A 23,289-nucleotide genomic window follows, 5' to 3' on the forward strand; every position below is an offset into this window, starting at 1 on the left:
GTCCTCGCATCACAGCCGCAGAAGCCTAGGGTAGGCTTTTACCTGCGGGCGGCACAAGATGGGTGGCAATGATGAACTCTTCAAGACCAATGGGTGTGCAATGCTGCAGAGAACGCCCTGGCCGGATGGCGGGTTGACACGGCTCTTCTTCGCCCCCTCCCGCGCGCGGGGGAAAGGCCGCCAGCGTCTTCACACATGACGCGCCCTGTCGGCTCGGCTAGATTATCCCATAGAAAACAAGACGAATTGTCCGGGGAGGACAGGCGTGCATCAGGGACGTGTCGTTTACGGCGCGATCGAGGAGGTCGTGTTCGGCCATCCGGCGGCCGAGGCCGTCGTCGCGCAGATGGACCGGCTCGGAACCCGCCGCGCCTTCCTGATGGTCTCAGGCACGCTGAACCGCCAGACCGACGAAATCGCAAAAATCCGAGACGCGCTGGGCTCGCGATGTGCCGGGCTGTTCGATGCGATGCCCGCGCACACGCCACGCGAGGCGGTGATCGCGGCGACCAACGCCGCGCGCGCAGCCGGCGCCGATCTGATCGTCACGGTGGGCGGCGGCTCGATCACCGACGGCGCCAAGGCGGTGCAGCTGTGCTTGGCCAACGGCATCGACGATGTCGCGGGCATCGACCGCATCCGCGTGCACAGGGGCGTCGCACCTGACATGACCGCGCCATTGGTGCGGCAGGTCAGCGTGCCGACCACGATTGCCGGCGGCGAATTCTCGTCGATCGCCGGCGTGACCGACCGCAGCACCCATGTGAAGCAGATGCTGCGGCATCCGCTGACCGTGCCGCGCGCGACCATCCTCGATCCCGCCATCACCGTGCACACGCCGGAATGGCTGTTCCTCTCCACCGGCATCCGCGCCGTCGACCATTGCGTGGAGGCGATCTGCTCGCACGAGACGCATCCTTATGCCGATGCGCAAGCGGTGAAGGGCCTTGCCATGCTGGCCGACGCGCTGCCGCGGGTGAAGGCCGATCCGGCCGATCTCGACGCGCGAATGGATGCGCAGATCGGCACCTGGTTGTCGATGGGCGCCCTCGCGGCCGGCGTGCCGATGGGGGCGAGCCACGGCATCGGCTACGTGCTGGGTGGCGCCTTCGACGTGCCGCACGGCTACACGTCCTGCGTCATGCTGCCGGCGGTGATGCGCTGGAATGCAAGCGCCAATGCCGAACAGCAGATGATCGTCGCCGCCGCAATGGGCTTTCCCGGCCACAACGCCGCCGACGTGCTCGATGCCTTCATCCGCTCGCTCGGCATGCCGCGCAGCCTCGCCGCCGTGGGTGTCTTGCCCGAGCATTTTGCTGCGGTCGCCGAACAGGCGATGCGCACGAACTGGATCCCGCGCAACCCGCGCAAGATCGAGAGCGCGGCGCAGATTCGCGAAATCCTTGATCTCGCCGCATGATGTCGTAATGCCGGAGGACTGATGTACCCAGGTCTGCATGCTCGACTGCGCCCGCTGCAACCCGCCTTCATCATGGCCGCGACGGGCGAGGCCGTCACCTACCGCGAGCTGGAGGCGCGCAGCAATCGCCTCGCGCATCTGCTTCGCAAGCATGGCTTGAAGCGGCTCGATCACTACTCGATCTTCATGGAGAACAATTCGCGCTATCTCGAAGCCTGCGGCGCGGGCGAGCGGTCCGGCCTTTACTACACGTGCATCAACTCCTTCCTGACGCCCGGCGAGCTGGCCTATCTCCTCGTCAACAGTCAGTCCAAGATCCTGATCACCTCGGTGGCCAAGCTCGACATCGCGCGGGAGGCGATCCAGGCCTGCCCCGAGATCAAGCTCTGCATCGTCGCCGACGGCCCCGGCGAGAGCGACCGCATCGTCGGGCTGGCTGATGTCACCGCCGAGCTGCCGAAAACGCCGATCGCCGATGAGTGGCTCGGCACCGCGATGCTCTACTCGTCGGGCACGACCGGACGGCCGAAAGGCATCCTGCGGCCACTGCCGGAGGAGCCGCCGAAACACAATCTGCCGCTGTTCGATTTCCTGACCAAGCTTTGGCACTACCGCGAGGGCATGGTCTATCTGTCGCCGGCACCGCTCTATCATTCGGCGCCGCAGGCCGCGGTCAATCTGACGATCCGCATGGGCGGCACCGTGATCATCATGGAGCATTTCGATCCCGAGCGTTACCTCCAGCTCGTCGAACAATGGGGCATCACGCACAGCCAGCTGGTGCCGACGATGTTCTCGCGCATGCTCAAGCTGCCCGAGGACGCGCGAAAGCGTTACGATTTGTCCTCGCTGGAGATCGCGATCCATGCCGCGGCGCCTTGTCCGGCGCTGGTCAAGGACGACATGATCAAATGGTGGGGGCCGATCATCCACGAATATTACGGCGCGACCGAAGGGCTCGGCTTCACGGCCTGCAACAGCGAGGAATGGCTTAGCCACCGCGGCACCGTCGGCAAGGTGCTGCTCGGCGACTTGCATATTCTCGACGAGAACATGCGGGAATGCCCGACCGGCACGCCGGGCCAGGTCTGGTTCAAGACGGCGTCGCCGTTCGAGTATTTCAACGATCCGGAGAAGACCAGGGAGGCGCGCTCGGCCGATGGCAGCATGAGCACGGTCGGGGATGTCGGCTATGTCGATGAGGACCGCTTCCTCTATCTCACCGACCGCGCCACTTTCATGATCATCTCCGGCGGCGTGAACATCTATCCGCAGGAATGCGAGAATCTACTGATCACCCATCCCAAGGTGGCGGACGCGGCGGTGTTCGGCGTGCCCAATGCCGATCTCGGCGAAGAGGTGAAGGCGGTGGTGCAGCCGATGCCCGGCGTGGTGCCGGGGCCCGCGCTGGCAGAGGAACTGATTGCTTTCTGCGGGCAGTCACTGTCGCGGCAGAAGGTGCCGCGCTCGGTCGATTTCGAGAAGGAATTGCCGCGGCTGCCGACGGGGAAGCTGTACAAGCGGCTGCTGAGGGATCGGTACTGGGGCAACAAGACGTCGCGGATCGTGTGAGGCGTTCTGCCGTGTCGTAAGCAAGCCAGTTCCAAAAACTCCGCTGTCATCCCGGGATGCGACAAAGTCGCGAACCCGGGATCCATAACCACAAGGCATCGTTGTTGCGCGCGCCGGTCACTCCGAGTCTTCGCCAAACGTCTCCCTGTGGCTATGGTCCCGGGATCTGCGCTGCGCTTATTCCGGGACCGCGACGGAGATTTGGCATTGCAATCGCGCGCAACGCTACCGCCGGAACCCTTCGCACCTGCACTCCCAAATTGTGAAAGCGTGAAGATTCCTGCGGCATTACGTCATCCAAATTGCCGAGGCCATAAAACGCGTTAGCCGGTTGCCTCGGTCCATGCGCGTCGGCTATCGTCGGGACAAACAGGCCGCAAAAGGCCCAAGAGGCTAAAGGCCAATGTCCAGGGAGGACGAGGATGCGGAGCGTGCGGGCGCTCGCCGCGACGGCGGCGCTGTCTTGGCTGGCGTTTTCGACCATTGCGTTCGCCGGCGAGCCCAAGCAGGGCGGAATCCTGCGGATGTATCACCGCGACAGCCCGGCGAATGCGTCCATCCTCGAGGGCGCGACCTATTCGGTCAACGTGCCCTTCATGGGCGTGTTCAACAATCTCGTCATCTACGACCAGCACATCGCGCAGAACAGCCCCGATACCCTCAGGCCTGAGCTGGCAGAAAGCTGGTCCTGGAGCGGCGACAACAAGAAGCTGACGTTCAAACTGCGCCAGGGCGTCAAATGGCACGACGGCAAGCCGTTCACGTCGGCCGACGTCAAGTGCACCTTCGATCTCCTGATGGGCAAGTCGCAGCAGAAGCTGCGGCAGAATCCGCGCAAGGCCTGGTACAGCGAGGTCAACGACGTCACGTCCAACGGCGACTTCGAGGTCTCCTTCGACCTGAAGCGGCCGCAACCTTCGCTGCTGGCGATGCTCGCCTCCGGCTATACGCCGATCTATCCCTGCCACGTCTCGCCGGCGGACATGCGCACCCACCCGATCGGGACCGGGCCGTACAAATTCGTCGAGTTCAAGGCCAATGAATCGATCAAGCTGACGAAGAATCCGGACTATTGGAAGAAGGGCCTGCCCTATCTCGACGGCATCGAATACACGATCATCCCGAACCGCTCGACCGCGATCCTCGCCTTCGTCGCCGGCAAGTTCGACATGACGTTCCCGACGCATATCACCATTCCGCTGCTGAAGGACATCAAGTCGCAGGCGCCGAACGCGGTCTGCGTCGTCGAGCCGACCAACGTTTCGACCAACATCATCGTCAATTCGACCTCCCCGCCGTTCGACAACATCGATATCCGCCGCGCGATGGCCATGGCGCTCGACCGCAAGGCCTTCGTCGACATCCTGTTCGAGGGTCAGGCCGACATCGGCGGCACCATGCTGCCACCGCCGCAAGGCATCTGGGGCATGCCCAAGGACAAGCTGCAGACCATTCCGGGCTACGGTCCGGACGTGAACGCAAACCGCGAGGAAGCGAAGAAACTGATGCAGAAGGCGGGCTACGGCCCCGACAAACATCTCGCCGTGAAGGTCTCGACGCGCAATCTGGCGGAATATCGCGATCCCGCGGTGATCCTGATCGACCAGCTCAAGAGCATCTATATCGACGGCGAGCTCGACGTGGTGGAAACTGCCAACTGGTTCCCGAAGGTCGCGCGCAAGGATTACATGCTCGGCCTCAACTTGACCGGCAATTCCGTCGACGATCCCGACCAGTCCTTCTACGAGAACTATTCCTGCGGCTCGGAGCGGAACTACACCAACTACTGCAACAAGGAGATCGAAAAGCTGTTCGACGTACAGTCGCAGGAGATCGACATCGCCAAGCGCAAGCCGCTGGTCTGGGACATCGACAAGAAGCTGCAGGAGGACGTTGCCCGTCCGATCATCTTCCATGCGCGGGCCGGCACCTGCTGGCAGCCCTACGTCAAGGGGGTCACGATCATGTCCAACAGCTCCTACAACGGATTTCGCTTCGAGGATGTGTGGCTCGACAAATAGTGCGCCAGGCTGAAGACTAAGGGCGCGGAGGGCGAAGGATGTTTGCCTATCTGGTGCGGCGCCTGTTCCTGATGCTCGTGACCCTGTTCGGGATCTCGGTCGTCATCTTCTTCCTGCTGCGCATCGTGCCCGGCAACATCGTCGACATCCTGTTCGCCGCGGCCGGCTACGTCGATCCCGCCGACAAGGTCGATCTGGAGAAGCAGCTCGGCATCGATCAGCCGCTGGTGGTGCAATATCTGCACTGGATCGGCGGCCTGCTGCACGGCGATCTCGGCTATTCCTATGTTTCGGAGAAGCCGGCGCTTCAGGAGATCTTGCCGCGCATCCCGATCACCGCCCGGCTCGCCGGCCTCGCGCTGCTGTTCTCGGCTTCGATCGGCATTCCGCTCGGGGTCATCAGCGCGGTCAAGCAGGGCACACGGCTCGACTATGCGCTCCGCGTGGTCAGCCTGAGCGGATTGTCGCTGCCCTCGTTCTGGCTCGGTCTTTTGGTCCTCACCGCGTCGGTGGCGATGTTCGGGCAGATGCCGATCTTCAATCCCAATCCACAAACCCTCGGCGAAGCGCTTGCGACCTATTGCATCCCGGCGATGGTGGTCGGATTCCGCAGTTCGGCGCTGACCATGCGCATCACGCGATCCTCGATGCTGGAGGTCTTGCGGCAGGACTATATCCGCACCGCCCGCGCCAAGGGCGCCTCCGATGCCGCCGTGAATTATCATCACGCGCTGAAGAACGCGATCCTGCCCGTGATCACCGTGATCGGCATCGAGGCGGCATTCCTGATCGGCGGCCTGATTGTGACGGAGACCGTGTTCAACATCCCCGGCGTCGCCCGGTTCCTGGTCGAGGCGATCCGCTGGCGCGACTACCCGATCGTGCAGAACCTCGTGATGCTCATCGCGGTGGTCGTGGTGTTCGCGAACTTCACCGTCGACATGCTCTATGCCGTGTTCGATCCGCGCATCCGGTACACGGATTAGTGGCATGAGATCGAGGCGATCACACGCGACGGCGGTGCTCCACCTCTCCCGTAGGGAGAGGTCGGGCCGCATCGCAAGATGCGGTCCGGGTGAGGGATTACGCTCTCTCGTGAGGGCAGAGCCCCCTCACCCGGCGCTACGCGCCGACCTCTCCCCGAGGGGGAGAGGTGTATCTCTCCGCGGAGGCCCGCATGGCCGCGATCGATTTTGACGTTGAACTGAGGCGGGCCGGCGCGCATGCGACCGGCGGCTGGCGGCGCGTGCTGTTTCTGGCACAGCGGCACGTGCTGGGCGCGGCCGGGCTCGTCATCATGACGCTGTTCGTGCTGACGGCGATGTTCGCCGACTTCATCGCCCGTTACGATCCGCTGAGCGTCGATGCCGCCCACGCGCTGGCGCGTCCGAGCTGGGCGCACTGGATGGGCACCGACTCGTTCGGCCGCGACGTTTTCAGCCGCATCATCCATGGCGCGCGGATCTCGCTGGCGGTGGGGCTCGGCTCGACAGCGCTCGGCGGCTCGATCGGCGTCATCGTCGGCCTCACCTCCGGCTATCTTTCCGGCTGGGTCGATCTCGTATTCCAGCGCGTCTCCGACGTTCTCCAGGCGTTGCCGCTGCTGGTGCTGGCGCTGGTGATGACGGCCGCGCTTGGGCCGTCGCTGCCGAACGTGATTCTCGCCATCGCCATCCCGCTGATCCCGACGGTGGCGCGCGTCACCCGCGCCAACACGCTGGCGCTACGGGAGCAACCGTTCGTCGAGGCCGCCAAATCGATCGGCATGAGCGAGGTCCGCATCGCGCTGCGTCACGTCCTGCCGAACACGCTGGCGCCGCTGATCGTGCTGGCCACCGCGCAGCTCGGCTCGACCATTCTGACCGAAGCCTCGCTCTCCTTCCTCGGCCTCGGCATTCCCGAGCCCTATCCGTCATGGGGGCGCATGCTGTCGGAGTCCGCCGCCGAATATGTCCGCACCGCGCCGTGGCTGGTGATCTTCCCGGGCATTGCCATCAGCCTCGCCGTGTTCGGCGCCAATCTGTTCGGCGACGCGCTGCGCGACATCCTCGATCCCCGGCAGCGCGGCTGATGGTTGAAACAACCGATCTCGTGCTCGAGGTGAAGAACCTGAAGACGGTGTTCTTCACCAATTCCGGCCTGTTCAAGGCGGTCGACGACATCTCCTTCACCGTGAAGCGCGGCGAGACGCTGGCGATCGTCGGCGAATCCGGCTGCGGCAAGAGCGTCACCGCGCTGTCCTTGATGCGGCTGGTCCCCGATCCGCCCGGACGCATCGTCGGCGGCTCGGTCTCGCTCGAAGGCACCGACCTGCTGGCGCTGGACGAAACCGGGATGCGCGAGGTTAGGGGCAACCGCATCTCCATGATCTTCCAGGAGCCGATGACCTCGCTCAATCCCGTGATGCGGATCGGCGACCAGATCGTCGAGGCGGTGCGGCTGCACCGGAACATCACGCCGAGGGAGGCGCACGCTGTCGCGGTCGAGATGCTGCGGCTGGTGCGCATTCCCGAGCCGGCGCGGCGCGCGCGCGAATATCCGCACCAGCTCTCCGGCGGCATGCGCCAGCGCGCGATGATCGCGATGGCGCTGGCCTGCCGGCCGGCGCTGCTGATCGCGGACGAGCCGACCACCGCGCTCGACGTCACCATCCAGGCCCAGATCCTGGCGCTGATCCTCGATCTTCAGAAGGAGCTCGGCACCGGCCTCGTGCTCATCACCCACGATCTCGGCGTCGTCGCGCAGACCGCACAGCGTGTGATCGTGATGTATGCGGGACGCAAGGTCGAGGAAGCCACCGTCGAAGCGTTGTTCGCCGCGCCCAAGCATCCCTATACGCGCGGGCTGATGGCCTCGATCCCGGCGGTGCCCGCATCGGGCGTCGCCGCGCAGGAGCGCTTGAACGAAATTCCGGGCACGGTGCCGTCGCTGGTGCGCTTGCCAAAGGGCTGCGCCTTCGCGCCGCGCTGCAAGCTCGCGGTGAAACGCTGCGAGGCGGAGTACCCGCCGCTAACCGATTGGGGCGGCGGCCATCTCGCCGCCTGCTGGCGCGCGGCTGAAGTGGCGGAGGTGGCATGACCAAGGCGCTGCTCGAAGTCACCGATCTCAAGAAATACTACCCGGTGCGCGCCGGCGTGCTGCGCCGGCAGGTCGGCACGGTGCATTCAGTCGACGGCGTCTCGTTCTCCCTTGGCGCCGGCGAGACGCTCGGCCTGGTCGGGGAATCCGGCTGCGGCAAGTCGACGGTGGCGCGCAGCGTGCTGCGGCTGGTCGAGCCGACTGCAGGCCGGATCCGCCTTGACGGCGAGGACATCACGCATCTGTCCAAGACCGCGCTGCGAGCGCATCGCCGCGCGATGCAGATCGTGTTCCAGGACCCGTTCGCCTCGCTCAATCCGCGCATGACCGCCGGCGATATCGTCGGCGAGCCGATCGCGGTCCACGGTCTTGCTACCGGCAAGGCGCTGGAGACGCGCGTCGCAAAACTGTTCGAGCAGGTCGGGCTGCGCCCGGACCAGATGCGCAATTTCCCCCATCAGTTCTCCGGCGGTCAGCGCCAGCGCATCTGCATCGCGCGGGCGCTGGCGCTGGAGCCGCGGCTGATCGTCTGTGACGAGCCGGTCTCCGCGCTGGACGTCTCGATCCAGGCGCAGGTGATCAACCTGCTGATCGATTTGCAGCGCCAGCATGGCTTCTCCTATCTCTTCATCGCTCATGACCTTGCCGTGGTCGCTCACATCAGCCACCGCGTTGCCGTGATGTATCTCGGCCGTATCGTCGAGATCGCCGACAAGGACGAGCTGTTCCGCAATCCGCGTCATCCCTATACGCAGGCGCTGCTCGCCTCGGTGCCGATCGCCAACCCGCTGGCGAAGAAGCTCGCGCCGCTGGTCGATGGTGACGTGCCAAGCCCGGTCAATCCGCCGCCCGGCTGCGCGTTTCACACCCGCTGCCGGTTCGCGATGGAGCGATGCAAGACGGAGCGACCGGTGCTGATGGATGCCGGCGACGGGCATCAGGTCGCCTGCCTGTTGAACGAAGGGACGGGGCGACCAGCGGAGGTACCGTAGCGCTGCCGCCGTCGGGTGGGCAAAGCGGAGCGTGGCCACCAGTCGTTCTCCATCACGGAGATCGTGGGCACGGCGCTTTGCGCCTTTGCCCATCCTACGAGACCGCGTTCGCGGCTCCGACTACGCCCCGATCTCCGCCACAACCCGTCCCGTCGTCACCTGCTCGCCCTCGGCGACATCGATCGCCGCCACCACGCCGTCGATGCCGGCCTTGTGGACGTGTTCCATCTTCATCGCTTCCAGCGTCAGCACCGGTTGGCCTGCTGTGACGCGGTCGCCCGGCTTGACCAGGACGGCGACAACACGGCCGTTCATGGCGGCGCGGACCTTGCCATCGCCGCCGTTGCTTGCGGCGGCCCTCGGCGCAGCCAGCGTGAGATCGGTGATGGCAAATGGAATGCCGCGATGCTGAACGTAGAGCCGATCGCCGTCGCGCAAGTATTTTGCACTATCCATCACGCCGCCGTGGCGGAAGCGGATGGAGCCAGGGTCTAGCTGGTCGATCTCGAACTTGTCCTGACGACCGTCCCTGCCAACAATGTAGCTGCCGTCGCGCTCGCGCGTGACATCAAGCTCGAGCGCCTGGCCGGCGATCTCGATCTTCACGGGAAGCGGAAACGTCGCCGACAGGCTCCGGCCCCTGCGCCATACCGGCGCGCGCGGATTGGTGACGTAGAGCAGCAGGCCGGCCAGCGCCGTATCGAATGCGGTATCCGCCCGCGGCGCCAGCAGCTCGTCGCGATGGGCGTCGATGAAGGCCGTCGTTGCCTCCCCCCTGGCAAAGCCGGGATGACGCAGGCAGGACATCAGGAACGCCTGGTTGGTGGTCACGCCGAGCGCCGTGAGCTGCTCGAGTCCGACGATTAACCGCCCCCTCGCCTCCTCGCGCGTCGCGCCATGGCTGATCACCTTGGCGATCATGGAATCATAGAACGGCGGGATCTCAGACCCGGATTGCAGCGCGTGCTCGACGCGAATGCCTTCCGGCACTTGCCAGCGCGCCATGCGGCCGGACTGCGGCATGAACTCATGCGCGGCGTCTTCCGAGCAGAGCCGCACCTCGATGGCATGGCCGGAGAACTTGATGTCCTGCTGCTTCACCGGCAACGGCTCACCACGCGCAATGCGCAATTGCAACTCGACGAGATCGAGCCCGGTGATCGCTTCGGTGACGGGATGCTCGACCTGGAGGCGCGTGTTCATCTCCATGAAGTAGAAGTCGCCGCTTGCATCGAGCAGGAATTCCAGCGTGCCGGCGCCCTCATAGCGCAGCGCCTTCACCGCCGCGACCGCGACCTCGCCCATCCTGGCGCGCAGCTCCGGCGTGACCGCGGGCGACGGCGCCTCCTCGATCAGTTTCTGGTGCCGCCGCTGCACCGAGCAGTCGCGCTCGCCGAGATGGATGGCGTTGCCATTGATATCGCCGAACACCTGAACTTCGATGTGACGCGGGTTCTGGATGGCGCGCTCGAGAATGACCGTGGGATCGCCGAACGCCGCCTTGGCCTCCGATCGCGCGCTACGCAACGCATCCGCAAACGACGCTGCGTCGGTCACCAGCCGCATGCCGCGACCGCCGCCCCCCGCAACGGCCTTGATCATGACGGGGAAACCGATCTTGCTGGCTTCCGCGAGCATGGTCTCATCACCCTGATCGGAACCTTGATAGCCGGGCACGACAGGTACCCCAGCCTTCTTCATGATCTCCTTGGCGCCGGCCTTGTTGCCCATCGCTGCGATCGCCTGCGGCGACGGGCCGATGAAGACGAGACCGGCATCCCTGCAGGCTTGCGCGAAGTCCTCGTTCTCGGCGAGGAATCCGTAGCCGGGATGAACGGCATCCGCGCCGCTCGCCTTGGCCGCGGCGATGATCGCGGGGATGTTGAGATAGGATTGCGCCGGCAGGGCTTCACCGATGCGCACGGCCTGGTCCGCCTGCTTCACATGGAGCGCATCGCGATCGGCATCTGAATACACGGCGACAACGCCAAGGCCGAGCTGCCGCGCGCTCCGCATCACGCGCAGCGCGATCTCGCCGCGATTGGCGACCAACACTTTAAAGAACGGCCGGTGCTGCACTGATCCGTTCCTCATGGCCGGGCCACCGAAAACTGCATGCGCTGGGGCATGCGCGAATCGCCCTCCCGGCAGATCGCGAGCACCTGCGACAGCACCGCGCGGGTGTCGCGCGGATCGATCACCCCGTCGTCGAGCACGCGCGCGCTGGTCGAGAACACGTCCATCTGGCCGTCGAACACGCCGACGATCTGCGCTTTCATGGCCTCTAACTTGTCTTTCTCGATCGGCTTGCCGCGGCGCGCCGCGGCGGCTTCCGTCACGATGGCCATCGTCTCGGCCGCCTGCTCGCCGCCCATCACCGCAGTCTTGGCGTTGGGCCAGGAGAAGCAGAAGCGCGGATGGAAGCCGCGGCCGCACATGCCGTAATTGCCGGCGCCGAACGAGGCGCCGCAATAGATGGTGATCTGCGGCACCGTCGCCGAGGTCACCGCCTGAATCATCTTGGAGCCGTGCTTGATCATGCCGGCTTCCTCATAGGCCTTGCCGACCATGTAGCCGGTGGTGTTGTTGAGATAGAGGATCGGCGTGCGGGTCTGGCAGCAGGCCTGGATGAAATGCGTCGCCTTGTTGGCGCCGGCGGGATCGAGCGGGCCGTTGTTGGTGATGATGCCGATCGCCTGGCCCTCGATGCGGGCGTGGCCGCAGACGGTGGCCGGGCCATAGTTCGGCGCCATCTCGATGAAGTCGGAATCGTCGATGATGCGCGCGATCACTTGGCGCATATCGACAGGCCGCTTGTGGTCCATCGGCATGATGCCGAGCAGCTCGTCCTGGTCGTAGCGCGGTGGCTTGAAGTCAGACGGCGTCCGGTCCGGCCGCTCCCATTGCAGCGCCGCCATGATCTCGCGCGCGATACGCAGGGCGTCGCGGTCATCCTCGGCGAGATAGTCGCCGAGACCGGAGATTTGCGTGTGCATCTCGGCGCCACCGAGCTCTTCCTCGGTCGCGATCTCGCCGGTCGCGGCCTTCAGGAGTGGGGGACCGGCGAGGAAGGCGCGGGTGCGGCCGCGCACCATCACGATATAGTCGGAGAGGCCGGTCTGATAGGCCCCGCCCGCGGTGGACGAGCCGTGCGTGACGGTGACGACCGGAAGGCCCGCCGCCGACAGCCGCGCGAGATTGCGAAAGATGTTGCCGCCGCGGACAAAATCCTCGACGCGGTAGCGCAGGAGATTGGCGCCGGCGCTTTCGACGAGTTGAACGTAGGGCAGCTTGTTCTCGAGCGCGAGCTCCTGCACGCGCAGCGTCTTGTCGAGGCCGAAAGGCTGCAGCGCGCCGGCATCGATACCGGAATCGCTGGCGCTGACCATGCAGCGGATACCGGAGACGAAGCCGATGCCGGCGATGACGCCACCGCCGGGCACGCTCTTGTCGGCATCCGGGACGTCGAACATATAGCCGGCGAGGGTCGACAGCTCGATGAAGGGCGCGCCGGGATCTAGCACCAGCGCGACGCGCTCGCGCGGCAGCAGCTGCCCGCGCTTGTGGAAACGATCCTTTGCCGCGGCGGAAGCGACACGCGTGCGTTCTTCCAGCGCGCGCATGCGGCCGATCAGGCCGAGCATGCCGTCGCGATTGGCCTGATAGCTGACGCCGCTGGGGGAGATGGTGTTTTCGATAGCAGACATTAGTGCTCCTGCCCGTCATTCCGGGGCGCGCGGAGCGCGAGCCCGGAATCCATACTCCCGATCGTGGTTATGGATTCCGGGCCTTGCCCTTTGGCCGTCCCGGAATGACGACGTGTGACTACCTGTTCGTCCCAAAGATCTTCCGCGCCTCGGCCGGGCTCGCGATCTCGCGGCCTGCTCGCCTTGCGCAGGCGGCGATGGCCTCGATCAGCTGTCCGTTCGAGGTCACCTTCTTGCCATTGGCGAGATAGAAGGTGTCCTCCAGCCCGGTGCGGAGATGGCCGCCAAGCTCGGCGCAGCGCTGATGCAGCGGCCAGATCTCCTCGCGCCCGATCGCGGTGACCTGCCAATGCGCTTCAGGGCGCTTCAGCTTGATCAGGATCGGCAGCAGCTCGGGATCGGCCGGCATGCCGGAGGCGACGCCCATCACAAAATTATATTCGAGCGGGCCGCTGTACATGCCGACTTGGGTGTACATGCCGACGCAGCGGACGATGCCGACGTCGAAACATTCGAACTCGGGGATTGTGCCGACTTCGTTCATGACGTCGAGATAGTCCTTCACTTTCTCGACCGCGTTGTCGAACATCATCGGGGGCCATGCCCAGGTGTTGTCGGCCTTCACCTTCAGATAATTCAGCGAGCCGGCATTGCAGGCAGCGATCTCCGGCCTGGTCTCGCGGATGCAATCGAGCGCGCCGGAGTAGTTCGGCCCTGACACGCCCGAGGTGTGGTTGATGATCACGCCGGGGCAGGCTTCGCGGATCGCCTGCTGGATCTCCTTTGACACAGCGACGTCCCAGGACGGCAGGTGCCCCTTGTTCGGCGCCTGCTGCCGCAGATGGATGTGCATGATGGATGCGCCGGCATCGAACGCAGCCTTGGCCTCGCGCGCCATCTGCTCGGGGGTCACGGGCACGTTGTGCTGCTTCGGGTCGGTGAGCACGCCGTTCAGCGCGCAGGTGATGACGGCCTTGTCGCTCATGCCAAAATTATCTCGCACGTTGAGAATTCAACGCTTGGGATCATGTGATGCGGGGCATGCGGCTTCTTGCGCGGAGAAGCTGGGAAAAAGGCGAGCTTTCGTAGGGTGGGCAAAGGCGCTGTTGCGCCGTGCCCGCCATATGTCACTGATCGAGAGATGTGGTGGGCACGCTTCGCTTTGCCCACCCTACGAGAGCGGTATCAACCCGCTTCCGCCATCCTCACCGTCTCGGTGCTGCGATAGATCGCCAGATCGCGCGAGCCGACGAAGATCGCGCGCGGCTTCAATCCGTAGAAGCGGCGGATCGAGTGGCTGAAATGGGTGCTGTCGGGATAGCCGATGTCCTGCGCGAGATGGGCGAGGTTGAGATCCTGGTTTGCGAAGTGCAGCAGATGCCGCGCGCGCTTCCAGGCGCGGAAGGAGCGGAACGAGATGCCGGTCTCCTCCTTGAACAGATGCAGGAAGCGCGACGCCGAGAGGCCTGCTTCCGCCGCGCAGGTATCCGCCGTCACCGGCTCGCCGGAGAAGCGCCCGATGCGGGCGACGGCGCGCATCACGCGCGGGTCGAGCACGCGGCGCGGCAGCGCCTCGCCAAAGCACATCTCGTCGAATTCGGCGGTGGTGATGTCGCCATAGCGCCGCTGACGCAGCAATGCGTAGGCGGCGAGGATCTTGCGGGCATGGGCGGCCCGGTCGGGGCCGGTCAGCCGCTCGGCCAAGGTCTCCAGCACCCCATCCGGCATGCTTTCGGGCTCGAGCGTCACGCTGATGACGGTGCGATATTCGCTGGCGATGGAATGCCGCTGGTTCGGCAGGGTGACGAACAGCTCGCCGGTGGCGAGGACATCGTCGATCGTCAGGTGCAGATCGCCCTTTACCGCGACATAGACGTGGCAGCAGCCGGGGGTTCGCTTGCGGGGGCGGCCAAGCAGGCCGGCATAGAAGACCCGCTCTGGTGTGATCAGCATCAGATGGTCGGATTCGCGACCGTGATATTCCATTGGGCTCCTCCTCGCGCGGCTCTCTGGCCGCTGCGGACGGAGGTCACCTTAGCGGAAATTTGGGCGCTGTCACGACGGGATAGCGCTGTCATGGAAACAGGCGCCATCGCTCCCGGGCGGTCGATTGAACCGAACCCGGAACCTCGATTTGGCTGCGCGAGAATCCCGATTCGCGCAATTGCGCGCCCCGGAATGACAGCATCCCTTACGCCCTCACGCGTGGTGCAACATTTTGCTCGAGGCCGGCCTTTTGCTCCGCAGCAACCGCACGCTTGAATCCGTCGCGCTGCTGCAAGCGCGCCCAATAGGCTGCGACATTTGGACCAAAATCCTTGGCGAGACCGATGCTGCCTGCGAGACGCAACGCATAGCCGATGACGATGTCAGCGGCGGTGAAACGGCCGGCGCACAAGGTTTCGGCATTGGCGGTCGCTGCCTCGACCGCGCGCAGTCGCCCCAGAAACCACTTGGCATAATCGGTGGCGACCTGCGGATTGCGCCGCTCCTCCGGCTCGAGCTGGGTGTAGCGGAGCACCAGCGTTTGCGGAAAGGTTAACGTGGCATCGCTGAAATACATCCAGTTCAGGAAGGCGCCATAGGCGGGATCCTCGGGGCCGACCATCAGCGGCGTCGGCCCGTAGACGACGCCGAGATAGTGACAGATGCCTGATGACTCCGTCATCCCGGTCTCGCCGTCGATCAGATATGGAATCGTGCCGAGCGGATTGAGCGCCAGATAATCCTTGGCGAAGACGCGCGGCGGGAACGGCAGCATCTTCAGCTCGTAAGGCAGCCCCATCTCCTCCAGCATCCAGAGCGGACGAAACGAGCGCGCGGCGTCGCAATGATAGAGCGTGATCATGAAGCCTTTCCTCTACTCCCAGGCAGCGTCCCCATCATCTTGCACAGAACCATCAGCATGACCTCGTCGGCGCCCCCACCGATCGAGGTCAGACGGCTGTCGCGATAGGCGCGGCTGACCGGCGTCTCGTTGGTAAAGCCCATTCCGCCCCAATATTGCAAGCAGGCGTCGGTGAGCTCGCGGCCGAGCCGGCCGGCCTTCAGCTTGGCCATGGTCGCAAGTTTTGTCACGTCCTCGCCAGCGACCAGCTGCTCGGCCGCGCGATAGATCAGCGCGCGCAGCAGCTCGACCTCGGTCTGCATCTCCGCGAGCTTGAAGTGCACGACCTGGTTGTCGAGGATGCTCTGGCCGAACGCCTTGCGGTTGCGGGTGTATTCGATGGTCTCGTCGATGATGTATTCGTGCGCCTTGAGACAGGCCGCGGCGCCCCAGAGCCGCTCCTCCTGGAACTGGATCATCTGGTAGGTGAAGCCCTTGCCCTCTTCGCCGATCCGATTGCGTTTGGGCACCCGGACGTTGTCGAAGAAGATCTGCGCCGTATCGGACGAGCGCATGCCCATCTTGTCGAGCTTGCGGGCGACCGTGACGCCCTTGCTCTTCATGGGCACGCAGATCAGCGATTTGTTGCGGTGAACCGGACCGTCGCCCGTGTTGGCGAGCAGGCAGATCCAGTCGGCTTGCGTACCGTTGGTGATCCACATCTTGCCGCCGGTAATGAGATAGTCATCGCCGTCGGAGCGGGCATTGGTCTTGATCGAGGCAACATCGGAGCCTGCGCCAGGCTCGGAGACGCCGATGCAGGCGACATAGTCACCCGAAATCGAGGGCCCCAGAAACTCGCGCCGCACCTCGTCCGAACCGAATCGCGCAAGTGCCGGCGTCGCCATGTCGGTCTGCACCCCGATCGCCATCGGCACGCCGCCGCAGGTGATGGCCCCCAGCTCTTCCGCCATCATCAGCGCATAGGAATAGTCGAGGCCTGAGCCACCGAACGCGACCGGCTTGTTCAGGCCGAGAAAGCCGAGACTGCCCATCTTCTTGAACAGCTCATGCGCCGGGAAGATGTCGGCCTTCTCCCATTCATCGACGTGAGGGTTGATCTCGTTCGCGATGAACTTTTGCAGGGAACGGCGGATGTCGTCGTGGTCGGCGGTGAATAGCATTCTTCTCAGCCTCGTCATTCCGGGACGCGCCTCTTGGCGCGGGCCCGGAATCCATAACCACCATCGTGAGTATGGATTCCGGGCTCGCTCCGCTTCGCTCGCGCCCCGGAATGACGCGAGGAGATAGTATTCACAATCCCATCTGCCTCGACGCCAGATCCTTCATGATCTCCTCGGTGCCGCCGCCGATGGCGTTGACCTTGACCTCGCGGTAGATGCGTTCGGCCTTGATGCCGCGCATGAAGCCGGCGCCGCCGAAGATCTGCACCGCTTCCGAGGCGCAGAACGCCATGGTCTGCGTCGCCTGGTTCTTCATCATGCAGATTTCGGCGACAGGGCTCTCGCCCTGCTCCAGCCGCCAGGCCAGCATTTCCAGCATCGCCTGCGAGGCTGCGACCTTCTGCGCCATGTCGACGATCTTGTGCCTGATGACCTGATGCTGCGCGAGCGGCTTGCCGAACGTCTTGCGCTCCTTGGCGTAAGCGACGGCTTCATCGAGACAGACCCGGGCAAAGGCGGTGCAGCTCGCGGCCATGCCCATCCGCTCGCTGTTGAAGTTCTGCATGATGATCTTGAAGCCCTGACCCTCTTCGCCGATCAAATTTTCGGCCGGCACCCGGCAGTCATCGAAATGCAGCGTCGCGGTGTCGGAGGCCCACCAACCCATCTTCTTCAACTTGGTGCGCGACAGGCCGGGCGTATCGCCCTCGATCAGCAGCAGGCTGACGCCGCCGGCCCCCTCGCCGCCGGTACGCACCGCAACGGTCAGATAATCGGCGCGCACGCCTGAGGTAATGAAGGTCTTTTCGCCGCTCACGACGTAGTGATTGCCGTCGCGCTGCGCCCTTGTGCGCAGGTTCGCGACATCGGAGCCACCGCTCGGCTCGGTGATCGCAAGCGCAGAGATCTTCTCGCCCGACAGGACCTGCGGCAGCACGCGCGCCTTCACCTCCGGCCGCGCGGCGCGCGCGATCGGCGGCGAGCCGATGGTGTGGCTCATCAGGCTGGCACTGACGCCGCCGGCTCCGGCGCGCGCCAGCTCCTGGCTCGCCACGATCTTCATGAACTGGTCGGCGGCGATCCCGCCATATTCCTCGGGGAAGCCGAGCCCCAGCAATCCGATCTCGGCCGCCTTGCGATAGAGGACGCGGGGAAATTCGCCGGCTTCGTCCCACTCATGGACGAACGGGGCAATCTCCTTGTCGACGAAGCGGCGCATGACGTCGCGAAAGGCGTCGTGCTCGGCGGTATAGAACGGGCTCTTCATTGCACTTTCGCCTTCGACGACTCGTCTCGTTCCACCATGGCTGGAACACCGGCGGCTCGCTTGCGCCGAGTGGCTGGGCCGGGAGCCGCTCGGCACCAGCCGCGCGATCCAGCAACTCAACGCAAGACGATTTTCCCTCCTCGCGGGCCAACTCCAAATCAAAAAAGTGCTGCACAAACTCCGGCTGGCCTCCCAGGGCCATGCCGGGATGGTGCACAGCAATAAAATTCAGGCGGCGCAAGACCGCCGAGGGAGGGAGTGTTGGCCGTCCGTTATTACGACTGGATCACTCATCATGCACGCCGCGCGCCTGGCAAGGTCGCGGCCATCGACCTCGCGAGCGAACGCCGATTGAGCTATGCGGGGTGTCCAAATCTCGCGCCTTCTCATTCTTCCGCCCACGCAGCTTCGACAAGAAATTCGCTGCCGTTTGATCAAAAGCGTCCGTCTCGCGGGCGCTTTTTATTTTGAAGTGCCTGCTCCATCCCACAAGAAACCCAGCAAGAAACCCAAGGAATTTCCATGAAGAACAAGAAACTCTCCCTGCTCGCCGCGGCGGCGGCCGTGACGTTGCTTTCGGCCCAAGCCGCCAACGCACAAAAGGCCTACGACACCGGCGTTACCGACACCGAGATCAAGATCGGCAATGTCGAGGCCTATTCCGGCCCGGCGTCCGCCTACGGCATCATCGGCAAGACCGAAGAAGCCTATTTCAAGATGATCAACGACCAGGGCGGCATCAACGGCCGCAAGATCAACTTTATCTCTTACGACGACGGCTATTCGCCGCCGAAGACGGTGGAGCAGGTCCGCAAGCTGATCGAGAGCGACGAGGTCTTCCTGGTGTTCAACGCACTGGGCACGCCGACCCAGACCGCCGTGCAGAAGTACCACAATGCCAAGAAGGTGCCGCAGCTCTTCCTCGCCACCGGCGCCAGCAAATGGAACGACCCGAAGAACTTCCCCTGGACCATGGGCTTCCAGCCCAGCTACCGGGTCGAAGCGCGGATCTTCGCGAAATACATCCTGAAGGAAAGGCCGGACGCGAAGGTCGCCATCTTCTACGCCAACGACGATTTCGGCAAAGACTATCTTGCCGGCATCAAGGACGTGTTCGGCGACAAGGCCTCGAAGCTGATCGTGGCGGAGGAAAGCTACGAGACGTCGGAGCCGTCGATCGACGCCCATATCGTCAAGCTCAAGGACACCGGCGCCGATGTCTTCGTCAACGTTTCAACTCCGAAATTCGCGGCGCAGGCGATCAAGAAGATCGCCGAGCTCAACTGGAAGCCGATGCATCTGATGACCGACGTCTCGGTGTCGATCGGCGCGGTGATGAAGCCGGCCGGGCTCGAGGCGTCCGAAGGCGTGCTCTCGGCCGGCTACCTCAAGGACGCGTCGGATCCGCAATGGAAGGACGATGCCGGCATGAAGAAGTTCATGGCCTTCATCGAGAAGTACATGCCTGGCGCTAACATTTCCGACGCCAATCTGGTCTATGGTTACGCCGCGGCCCAGACCATGGTGCAGGTGCTGAAGCAGGCGGGTGACAATCTCACGCGCGAGAACGTGATGAAGCAGGCCGCCAGCCTGAAGGATTTTACGCCCGATACGCTGATCCCGGGGATCACGATCAACACCTCGGCCACCGACTTCGCGCCGATCGAGCAGCTCAAGATGTGGCGGTTCAAGAACGGCCAGTGGGAGCTGTTCGGCCCCATCATCAGCGCCGAGCCGAGCGGCTAGCTCGGACGGGATGCCAGGACGCGCGAGATAGCGGCCGCAAGGCCGCTATTTCTTTTGCTCCGCCTGCAAAGGCGCACTGACGGGCAGGAACAGCGCAAAAGACTCGTCGACCGTGCGACGCAGATGATCGCGATAAAGCGGATGATTGGCATCATCGGGCCCGACCCGTCCCCAAGACGGCTTTGCCACGTTTCTGAGCGGCACGTAGGCGATCGGCGCCGCAACGGGCGTGAGCTGCGACCCCGGACCGGCGCGCAGGGTCGAGATGATGCCGTACATCTCGCCGGCCACCGTCGGCCGCGACACCGTGATGACGCGATGCTGGCCGTGCTTGTTGATGACGAGATAGATGAAGCCGGACTGGTGCGGCACCGCAACCTCTCCGGTATGCTCGTAGGCCGCATCGGTGCGCTCGCCCTCACGAAACACCAGGGAGGAGACGTTCGGCTCCCAGACGATCTCGGTGCGGTAGGCGAAGATCGCATCCTTGTCCCCGAATGAAGGCCGCAGCGTCACGAAGACGCCTTCGAGCCAGGTGACGGCGCGATGCGAATATGCGCCGAGGCTGTCGGGTGCGACATCGCTACCGGCCGTGGGCGACGGTGCAGCGGCGCTCTTGCGCAAGGAGACGCCCAGCGCCTGCTCCAGCCGGACCGTGGTGGCCAGCGTGAACGGACGGCGACCGCCGAGCGCCTTCTCCAGCGTCGACAGGCTGAGCTTGGCCTGCTCGGCCAGCGCCTGGCGCGAGATCCGACGCCTCGCGATTTCTTCGCGGATGGTGTCCGCGACCTCGCGGCTCTGCTCGTCCGAAAGCTGCCCGTCGTTAAGTTTATCCGGCGTCTGCATCGGTAATCCTGCTCCACTGGCGTCAGTCTAGCAGGGCGGACAAGTCAGCACAAAACCGGACAGGACCGCCACCATGGCGGCCCGCTCAGGCCGGCCGCGGCGGAACATTGCCGATCATTCTGCTCGCGACATCAGGCCCTCCCGACCGATGCTCAGGCCGTCAAACAGCTTTCGGGAGCAGGCGAAATGGACACTTACGACACGGTCGACAGCGACGAACACCCGGACGAGCACCTTTGGCTGGACAGGCTGATCAAGGTCGGTCTGTTTCTGCTGGCGCAAAGCATTGCCGTGCTCCTGGTCAGTTTCGTCGCCCTGCTGGTGAGCTTCGAAACCTCGTGGTCGGCGACGACGCAGCAGGCCAGCCTGCTCCAGCCCGGCGATGTCAGGTCCGGCACCCTCCTCCTGAAGAACGACAGTGCCACGACCGAAGCCGTCCGGCTCGGGATCGACGTCGACATCACGGTGTCAGGCCCGACGCTGCGCACGCGCGTCACGCAAGCTTTCCGTAACTCGACCAAGGACTGGGTCGAGGCAACCTATGTCTATCCGCTGGCGAGTGACGGCGCCGTCGACACGCTGAAGATGGTGGTCGGCGACCGCATCATCGTCGGCGACATCAAGGAGCGTCAGAAGGCCCGCGTGATCTACGAGCAGGCGCGCCGCGCCGGGCAGAAGGCCGCGCTCACCGAGCAGGAACGGCCCAATATCTTCACCAATTCGGTTGCCAATATCGGACCCGGGGAGACCGTGCTGGTGCAGATCGAATATCAGGAGCCGGTGCATCAATCCGGCAACGAATATTCGCTGCGCCTGCCGCTTGTCGTCGGGCCGCGCTACAATCCGGCCCCGCTCGTGCAGAGCGCCGATTTCCGCAAGGACGGCACCGGCTGGGGCGCGACCACATCAGACCCGGTGCCGGACCGTGACCGCATCTCGCCGCCCGTTCTCGATCCCGCCAGGAATGCGCCGGTCAATCCGACCAGCATCACCGTGCACCTGAACGCCGGTTTCGCACTCGGCGAGGTCAAGAGCCAGCACCACAAGGTCAAGATCGAGAGCCCGGATAACGCAACGCGCGTGATCACGCTCGCCGAGGGCGCGGTGCCCGCCGACCGCGACTTCGAACTGACCTGGAAGCCGGCCGCCCAACAGGCGCCGTCGGTCGGCCTGTTCCGTGAGCATGTCGGCAATGCCGACTACCTGCTCGCCTTCGTCACGCCGCCGGCCGCCGAGCAAGCCACGCAGAAGCCGTTGCCGCGCGAAGTCGTGTTCGTGATCGACAATTCCGGTTCGATGGGCGGCACCTCGATCGAGCAGGCCAAGGCAAGCCTGCTCTATGCGCTCGGCCGCCTCAAGCCGAACGACCGCTTCAACGTGATCCGTTTCGACGACACCATGGACGTGTTGTTTCCGACCTCCGTTCCCGCAGATAACGCGCATCTCGGCGAAGCGACCTCGTTCGTCAGCGCATTGCAGGCTCGCGGCGGCACCGAGATGGTGCCGGCGATGCGTGCGGCGCTGACCGACAAGCTCGGCGACACCAACATGGTCCGGCAGATCGTGTTCCTGACCGACGGGGCGATCGGCAACGAGCAGCAATTGTTCGAGACCATCACCGCGATGCGCGGCCGCTCGCGCATCTTCATGGTCGGCATCGGCTCCGCGCCCAACACCTATCTGATGACGCGCGCCGCCGAGCTCGGCCGCGGTGCCTTCACCCATATCGGCTCCGTCGAGCAGGTCGAGGAGCGCATGCGCGGCCTGTTCGCCAAGCTCGAGAATCCTGCCGTGACCGGCCTCACCGCAAGGTTCTCCGAGGCAAAGGCCGACGTCACGCCCACGATCATTCCCGATGTCTATCGCGACGAGCCGCTGGTGCTGGCGGCGAAGCTGGACAAGCTCGCGGGCTCATTGGAGATCAAGGGTCGTGTCGGCGACCGCCCGTGGTCGGTGACGCTGCCGCTGCAGAACGCCGCTCAGGGCAAGGGCCTGTCCAAGCTCTGGGCGAGGCGCAAGATCGGCGACGCCGAGGTGGCGCGGACGCTCCGCGAGATGACGCCGGAGGATACCGACAAGACCATCCTTGCGCTGGCGCTCGACCATCAGATCGTCACGCGGCTGACCAGTCTCGTCGCGGTCGACAAGACCCCCAGCCGTCCCGAAGGCGCGCCGCTCAAGCTCAGCGAGCTGCCGATCAATCTGCCGGCCGGCTGGGATTTCGAAAAAGTGTTCGGCGAACGGCCGCAGCTGACGCCGACCCAACTGCGCGAACGCCGCGCCGATGCGGGCCAGCCCGCGGCAAGGCGGTCGGCTCCCGTCACACCAGACGCGATCCGCCTGCCCAAGACCGGGACCTCGGCCGAGCTCAAGATGATCGCAGGACTGGTCATGATTGCACTCGCCCTGATCCTGTTCGTGTTCAACCGGCGTCGGACCTTGCTCACTGGCGCCGCTTGAGAGAGGAGCACCCCGAACTCCTCTTGCTTGGCGCGCGCGGCTGCCCGTCCCGAAACCAACGGCCGCGCGCGCCTTTTTTCCTGTCATTGCGAGGAGCGAGACGACGAAGCAATCCAGACTGCCACCAGGGAGACAGCCTGGATTGCTTCGCTCCGCTCGCAATGACGAG

General features: G+C 64.5%; 17 protein-coding genes. 9 read left to right on the top strand and 8 right to left on the bottom strand.

The features are described 5' to 3' along the window. Nucleotides 1-265 precede the first annotated feature (265 nt). The 7 genes from X265_RS34985 to X265_RS35015 all read left to right on the top strand — a co-directional run bounded on the left by X265_RS34985 (nt 266) and on the right by X265_RS35015 (nt 9,083). Nucleotides 266-1,420 carry an iron-containing alcohol dehydrogenase gene (locus X265_RS34985; protein WP_128968964.1) on the top strand — a complete coding sequence of 385 codons (1,155 nt, stop codon included), beginning with the start codon at nt 266-268 and terminating at the stop codon, nt 1,418-1,420. A gap of 21 nt (nt 1,421-1,441) precedes the next feature. Next, nucleotides 1,442-2,992 carry an AMP-binding protein gene (locus X265_RS34990; protein ID WP_128968965.1) on the top strand — a complete coding sequence of 517 codons (1,551 nt, stop codon included), beginning with the start codon at nt 1,442-1,444 and terminating at the stop codon, nt 2,990-2,992. 422 nt (nt 2,993-3,414) lie between these two features. Further along, the gene (locus X265_RS34995) at nt 3,415-5,013 is read left to right on the top strand and encodes an ABC transporter substrate-binding protein (protein WP_128968966.1); all 1,599 of its coding nucleotides are present in this window, start codon (nt 3,415-3,417) and stop codon (nt 5,011-5,013) included. Nucleotides 5,014-5,051: 38 nt separating this feature from the next. Then, on the top strand, nt 5,052-5,999 hold the full coding sequence (locus X265_RS35000; protein ID WP_128968967.1) for an ABC transporter permease: 948 nt from the start codon (nt 5,052-5,054) through the stop codon (nt 5,997-5,999). A 191-nt stretch (nt 6,000-6,190) separates the two neighbouring features. Next, complete coding sequence (locus tag X265_RS35005) at nt 6,191-7,084, top strand: ABC transporter permease (RefSeq protein ID WP_128968968.1); 894 nt, start codon at nt 6,191-6,193, stop codon at nt 7,082-7,084. After that, the gene (locus X265_RS35010) at nt 7,084-8,091 is read left to right on the top strand and encodes an ABC transporter ATP-binding protein (RefSeq protein WP_128968969.1); all 1,008 of its coding nucleotides are present in this window, start codon (nt 7,084-7,086) and stop codon (nt 8,089-8,091) included. The genes X265_RS35005 and X265_RS35010 overlap by 1 nt, the downstream gene beginning before the upstream one ends. Beyond that, entirely contained in the window at nt 8,088-9,083 is a 996-nt protein-coding gene (locus tag X265_RS35015) for an ABC transporter ATP-binding protein (protein ID WP_128968970.1), read from the top strand. The genes X265_RS35010 and X265_RS35015 overlap by 4 nt, the downstream gene beginning before the upstream one ends. A 120-nt stretch (nt 9,084-9,203) precedes the next feature. Here X265_RS35015 and X265_RS35020 read toward each other — a convergent pair whose 3' ends face one another. The 7 genes from X265_RS35020 to X265_RS35050 all read right to left on the bottom strand — a co-directional run bounded on the left by X265_RS35020 (nt 9,204) and on the right by X265_RS35050 (nt 18,068). Further along, the gene (locus X265_RS35020; RefSeq protein ID WP_128968971.1) at nt 9,204-11,177 is read right to left on the bottom strand and encodes an acetyl/propionyl/methylcrotonyl-CoA carboxylase subunit alpha; all 1,974 of its coding nucleotides are present in this window, start codon (nt 11,175-11,177) and stop codon (nt 9,204-9,206) included. Then, the gene (locus X265_RS35025; protein ID WP_128968972.1) at nt 11,174-12,790 is read right to left on the bottom strand and encodes an acyl-CoA carboxylase subunit beta; all 1,617 of its coding nucleotides are present in this window, start codon (nt 12,788-12,790) and stop codon (nt 11,174-11,176) included. The genes X265_RS35020 and X265_RS35025 overlap by 4 nt, the downstream gene beginning before the upstream one ends. 118 nt (nt 12,791-12,908) lie before the next feature. After that, entirely contained in the window at nt 12,909-13,775 is an 867-nt protein-coding gene (locus X265_RS35030) for a beta-keto acid cleavage family enzyme (RefSeq protein WP_128968973.1), read from the bottom strand. 200 nt (nt 13,776-13,975) lie between these two features. Then, entirely contained in the window at nt 13,976-14,776 is an 801-nt protein-coding gene (locus X265_RS35035) for a helix-turn-helix domain-containing protein (protein ID WP_128968974.1), read from the bottom strand. Between the two features lie 205 nt (nt 14,777-14,981). Next, nucleotides 14,982-15,638 carry a glutathione S-transferase family protein gene (locus tag X265_RS35040; protein WP_128968975.1) on the bottom strand — a complete coding sequence of 219 codons (657 nt, stop codon included), beginning with the start codon at nt 15,636-15,638 and terminating at the stop codon, nt 14,982-14,984. Further along, on the bottom strand, nt 15,635-16,801 hold the full coding sequence (locus X265_RS35045; RefSeq protein ID WP_128968976.1) for an acyl-CoA dehydrogenase family protein: 1,167 nt from the start codon (nt 16,799-16,801) through the stop codon (nt 15,635-15,637). Before X265_RS35045 ends, X265_RS35040 begins: the two co-directional genes overlap by 4 nt. Nucleotides 16,802-16,931: 130 nt before the next feature. Beyond that, nucleotides 16,932-18,068 (bottom strand): acyl-CoA dehydrogenase family protein, encoded by a 1,137-nt coding sequence (locus X265_RS35050; protein ID WP_128968977.1) that lies wholly within the window; start codon nt 18,066-18,068, stop codon nt 16,932-16,934. Nucleotides 18,069-18,590: 522 nt separating this feature from the next. Between X265_RS35050 and X265_RS35060 the strand changes: the two genes are divergently transcribed. Continuing rightward, complete coding sequence (locus X265_RS35060) at nt 18,591-19,814, top strand: ABC transporter substrate-binding protein (RefSeq protein WP_128968979.1); 1,224 nt, start codon at nt 18,591-18,593, stop codon at nt 19,812-19,814. Nucleotides 19,815-19,859: 45 nt separating this feature from the next. Here the strand turns inward: X265_RS35060 and X265_RS35065 are convergent, their stop codons facing one another. Then, nucleotides 19,860-20,660 (bottom strand): helix-turn-helix domain-containing protein, encoded by an 801-nt coding sequence (locus tag X265_RS35065; RefSeq protein WP_128968980.1) that lies wholly within the window; start codon nt 20,658-20,660, stop codon nt 19,860-19,862. A gap of 186 nt (nt 20,661-20,846) precedes the next feature. On the opposite strand from X265_RS35065, the gene X265_RS35070 reads away from it, so the two are divergent. Next, a complete protein-coding gene (locus X265_RS35070; protein ID WP_128968981.1) occupies nt 20,847-23,120 on the top strand; it encodes a marine proteobacterial sortase target protein in 2,274 nt (757 codons plus the stop codon). The last annotated feature ends 169 nt before the right edge of the window (nt 23,121-23,289 follow it).

Source organism: Bradyrhizobium guangdongense (assembly GCF_004114975.1).
Classification (GTDB): domain Bacteria; phylum Pseudomonadota; class Alphaproteobacteria; order Rhizobiales; family Xanthobacteraceae; genus Bradyrhizobium; species Bradyrhizobium guangdongense.

Coding starts and splice junctions, on each gene's coding strand:
- X265_RS35045 (WP_128968976.1), bottom strand. CDS start 16,801: ATGCTATTCACCGCCGACCACGACGACATCCGCCGTTCCCTGCAAAAG.
- X265_RS35040 (WP_128968975.1), bottom strand. CDS start 15,638: ATGATCACGCTCTATCATTGCGACGCCGCGCGCTCGTTTCGTCCGCTC.
- X265_RS35010 (WP_128968969.1), top strand. CDS start 7,084: ATGGTTGAAACAACCGATCTCGTGCTCGAGGTGAAGAACCTGAAGACG.
- X265_RS35070 (WP_128968981.1), top strand. CDS start 20,847: ATGGACACTTACGACACGGTCGACAGCGACGAACACCCGGACGAGCAC.
- X265_RS34990 (WP_128968965.1), top strand. CDS start 1,442: ATGTACCCAGGTCTGCATGCTCGACTGCGCCCGCTGCAACCCGCCTTC.
- X265_RS35020 (WP_128968971.1), bottom strand. CDS start 11,177: ATGAGGAACGGATCAGTGCAGCACCGGCCGTTCTTTAAAGTGTTGGTC.
- X265_RS35025 (WP_128968972.1), bottom strand. CDS start 12,790: ATGTCTGCTATCGAAAACACCATCTCCCCCAGCGGCGTCAGCTATCAG.
- X265_RS34995 (WP_128968966.1), top strand. CDS start 3,415: ATGCGGAGCGTGCGGGCGCTCGCCGCGACGGCGGCGCTGTCTTGGCTG.
- X265_RS35035 (WP_128968974.1), bottom strand. CDS start 14,776: ATGGAATATCACGGTCGCGAATCCGACCATCTGATGCTGATCACACCA.
- X265_RS35000 (WP_128968967.1), top strand. CDS start 5,052: ATGTTTGCCTATCTGGTGCGGCGCCTGTTCCTGATGCTCGTGACCCTG.
- X265_RS35065 (WP_128968980.1), bottom strand. CDS start 20,660: ATGCAGACGCCGGATAAACTTAACGACGGGCAGCTTTCGGACGAGCAG.
- X265_RS35030 (WP_128968973.1), bottom strand. CDS start 13,775: ATGAGCGACAAGGCCGTCATCACCTGCGCGCTGAACGGCGTGCTCACC.
- X265_RS35015 (WP_128968970.1), top strand. CDS start 8,088: ATGACCAAGGCGCTGCTCGAAGTCACCGATCTCAAGAAATACTACCCG.
- X265_RS35060 (WP_128968979.1), top strand. CDS start 18,591: ATGAAGAACAAGAAACTCTCCCTGCTCGCCGCGGCGGCGGCCGTGACG.
- X265_RS35005 (WP_128968968.1), top strand. CDS start 6,191: ATGGCCGCGATCGATTTTGACGTTGAACTGAGGCGGGCCGGCGCGCAT.
- X265_RS35050 (WP_128968977.1), bottom strand. CDS start 18,068: ATGAAGAGCCCGTTCTATACCGCCGAGCACGACGCCTTTCGCGACGTC.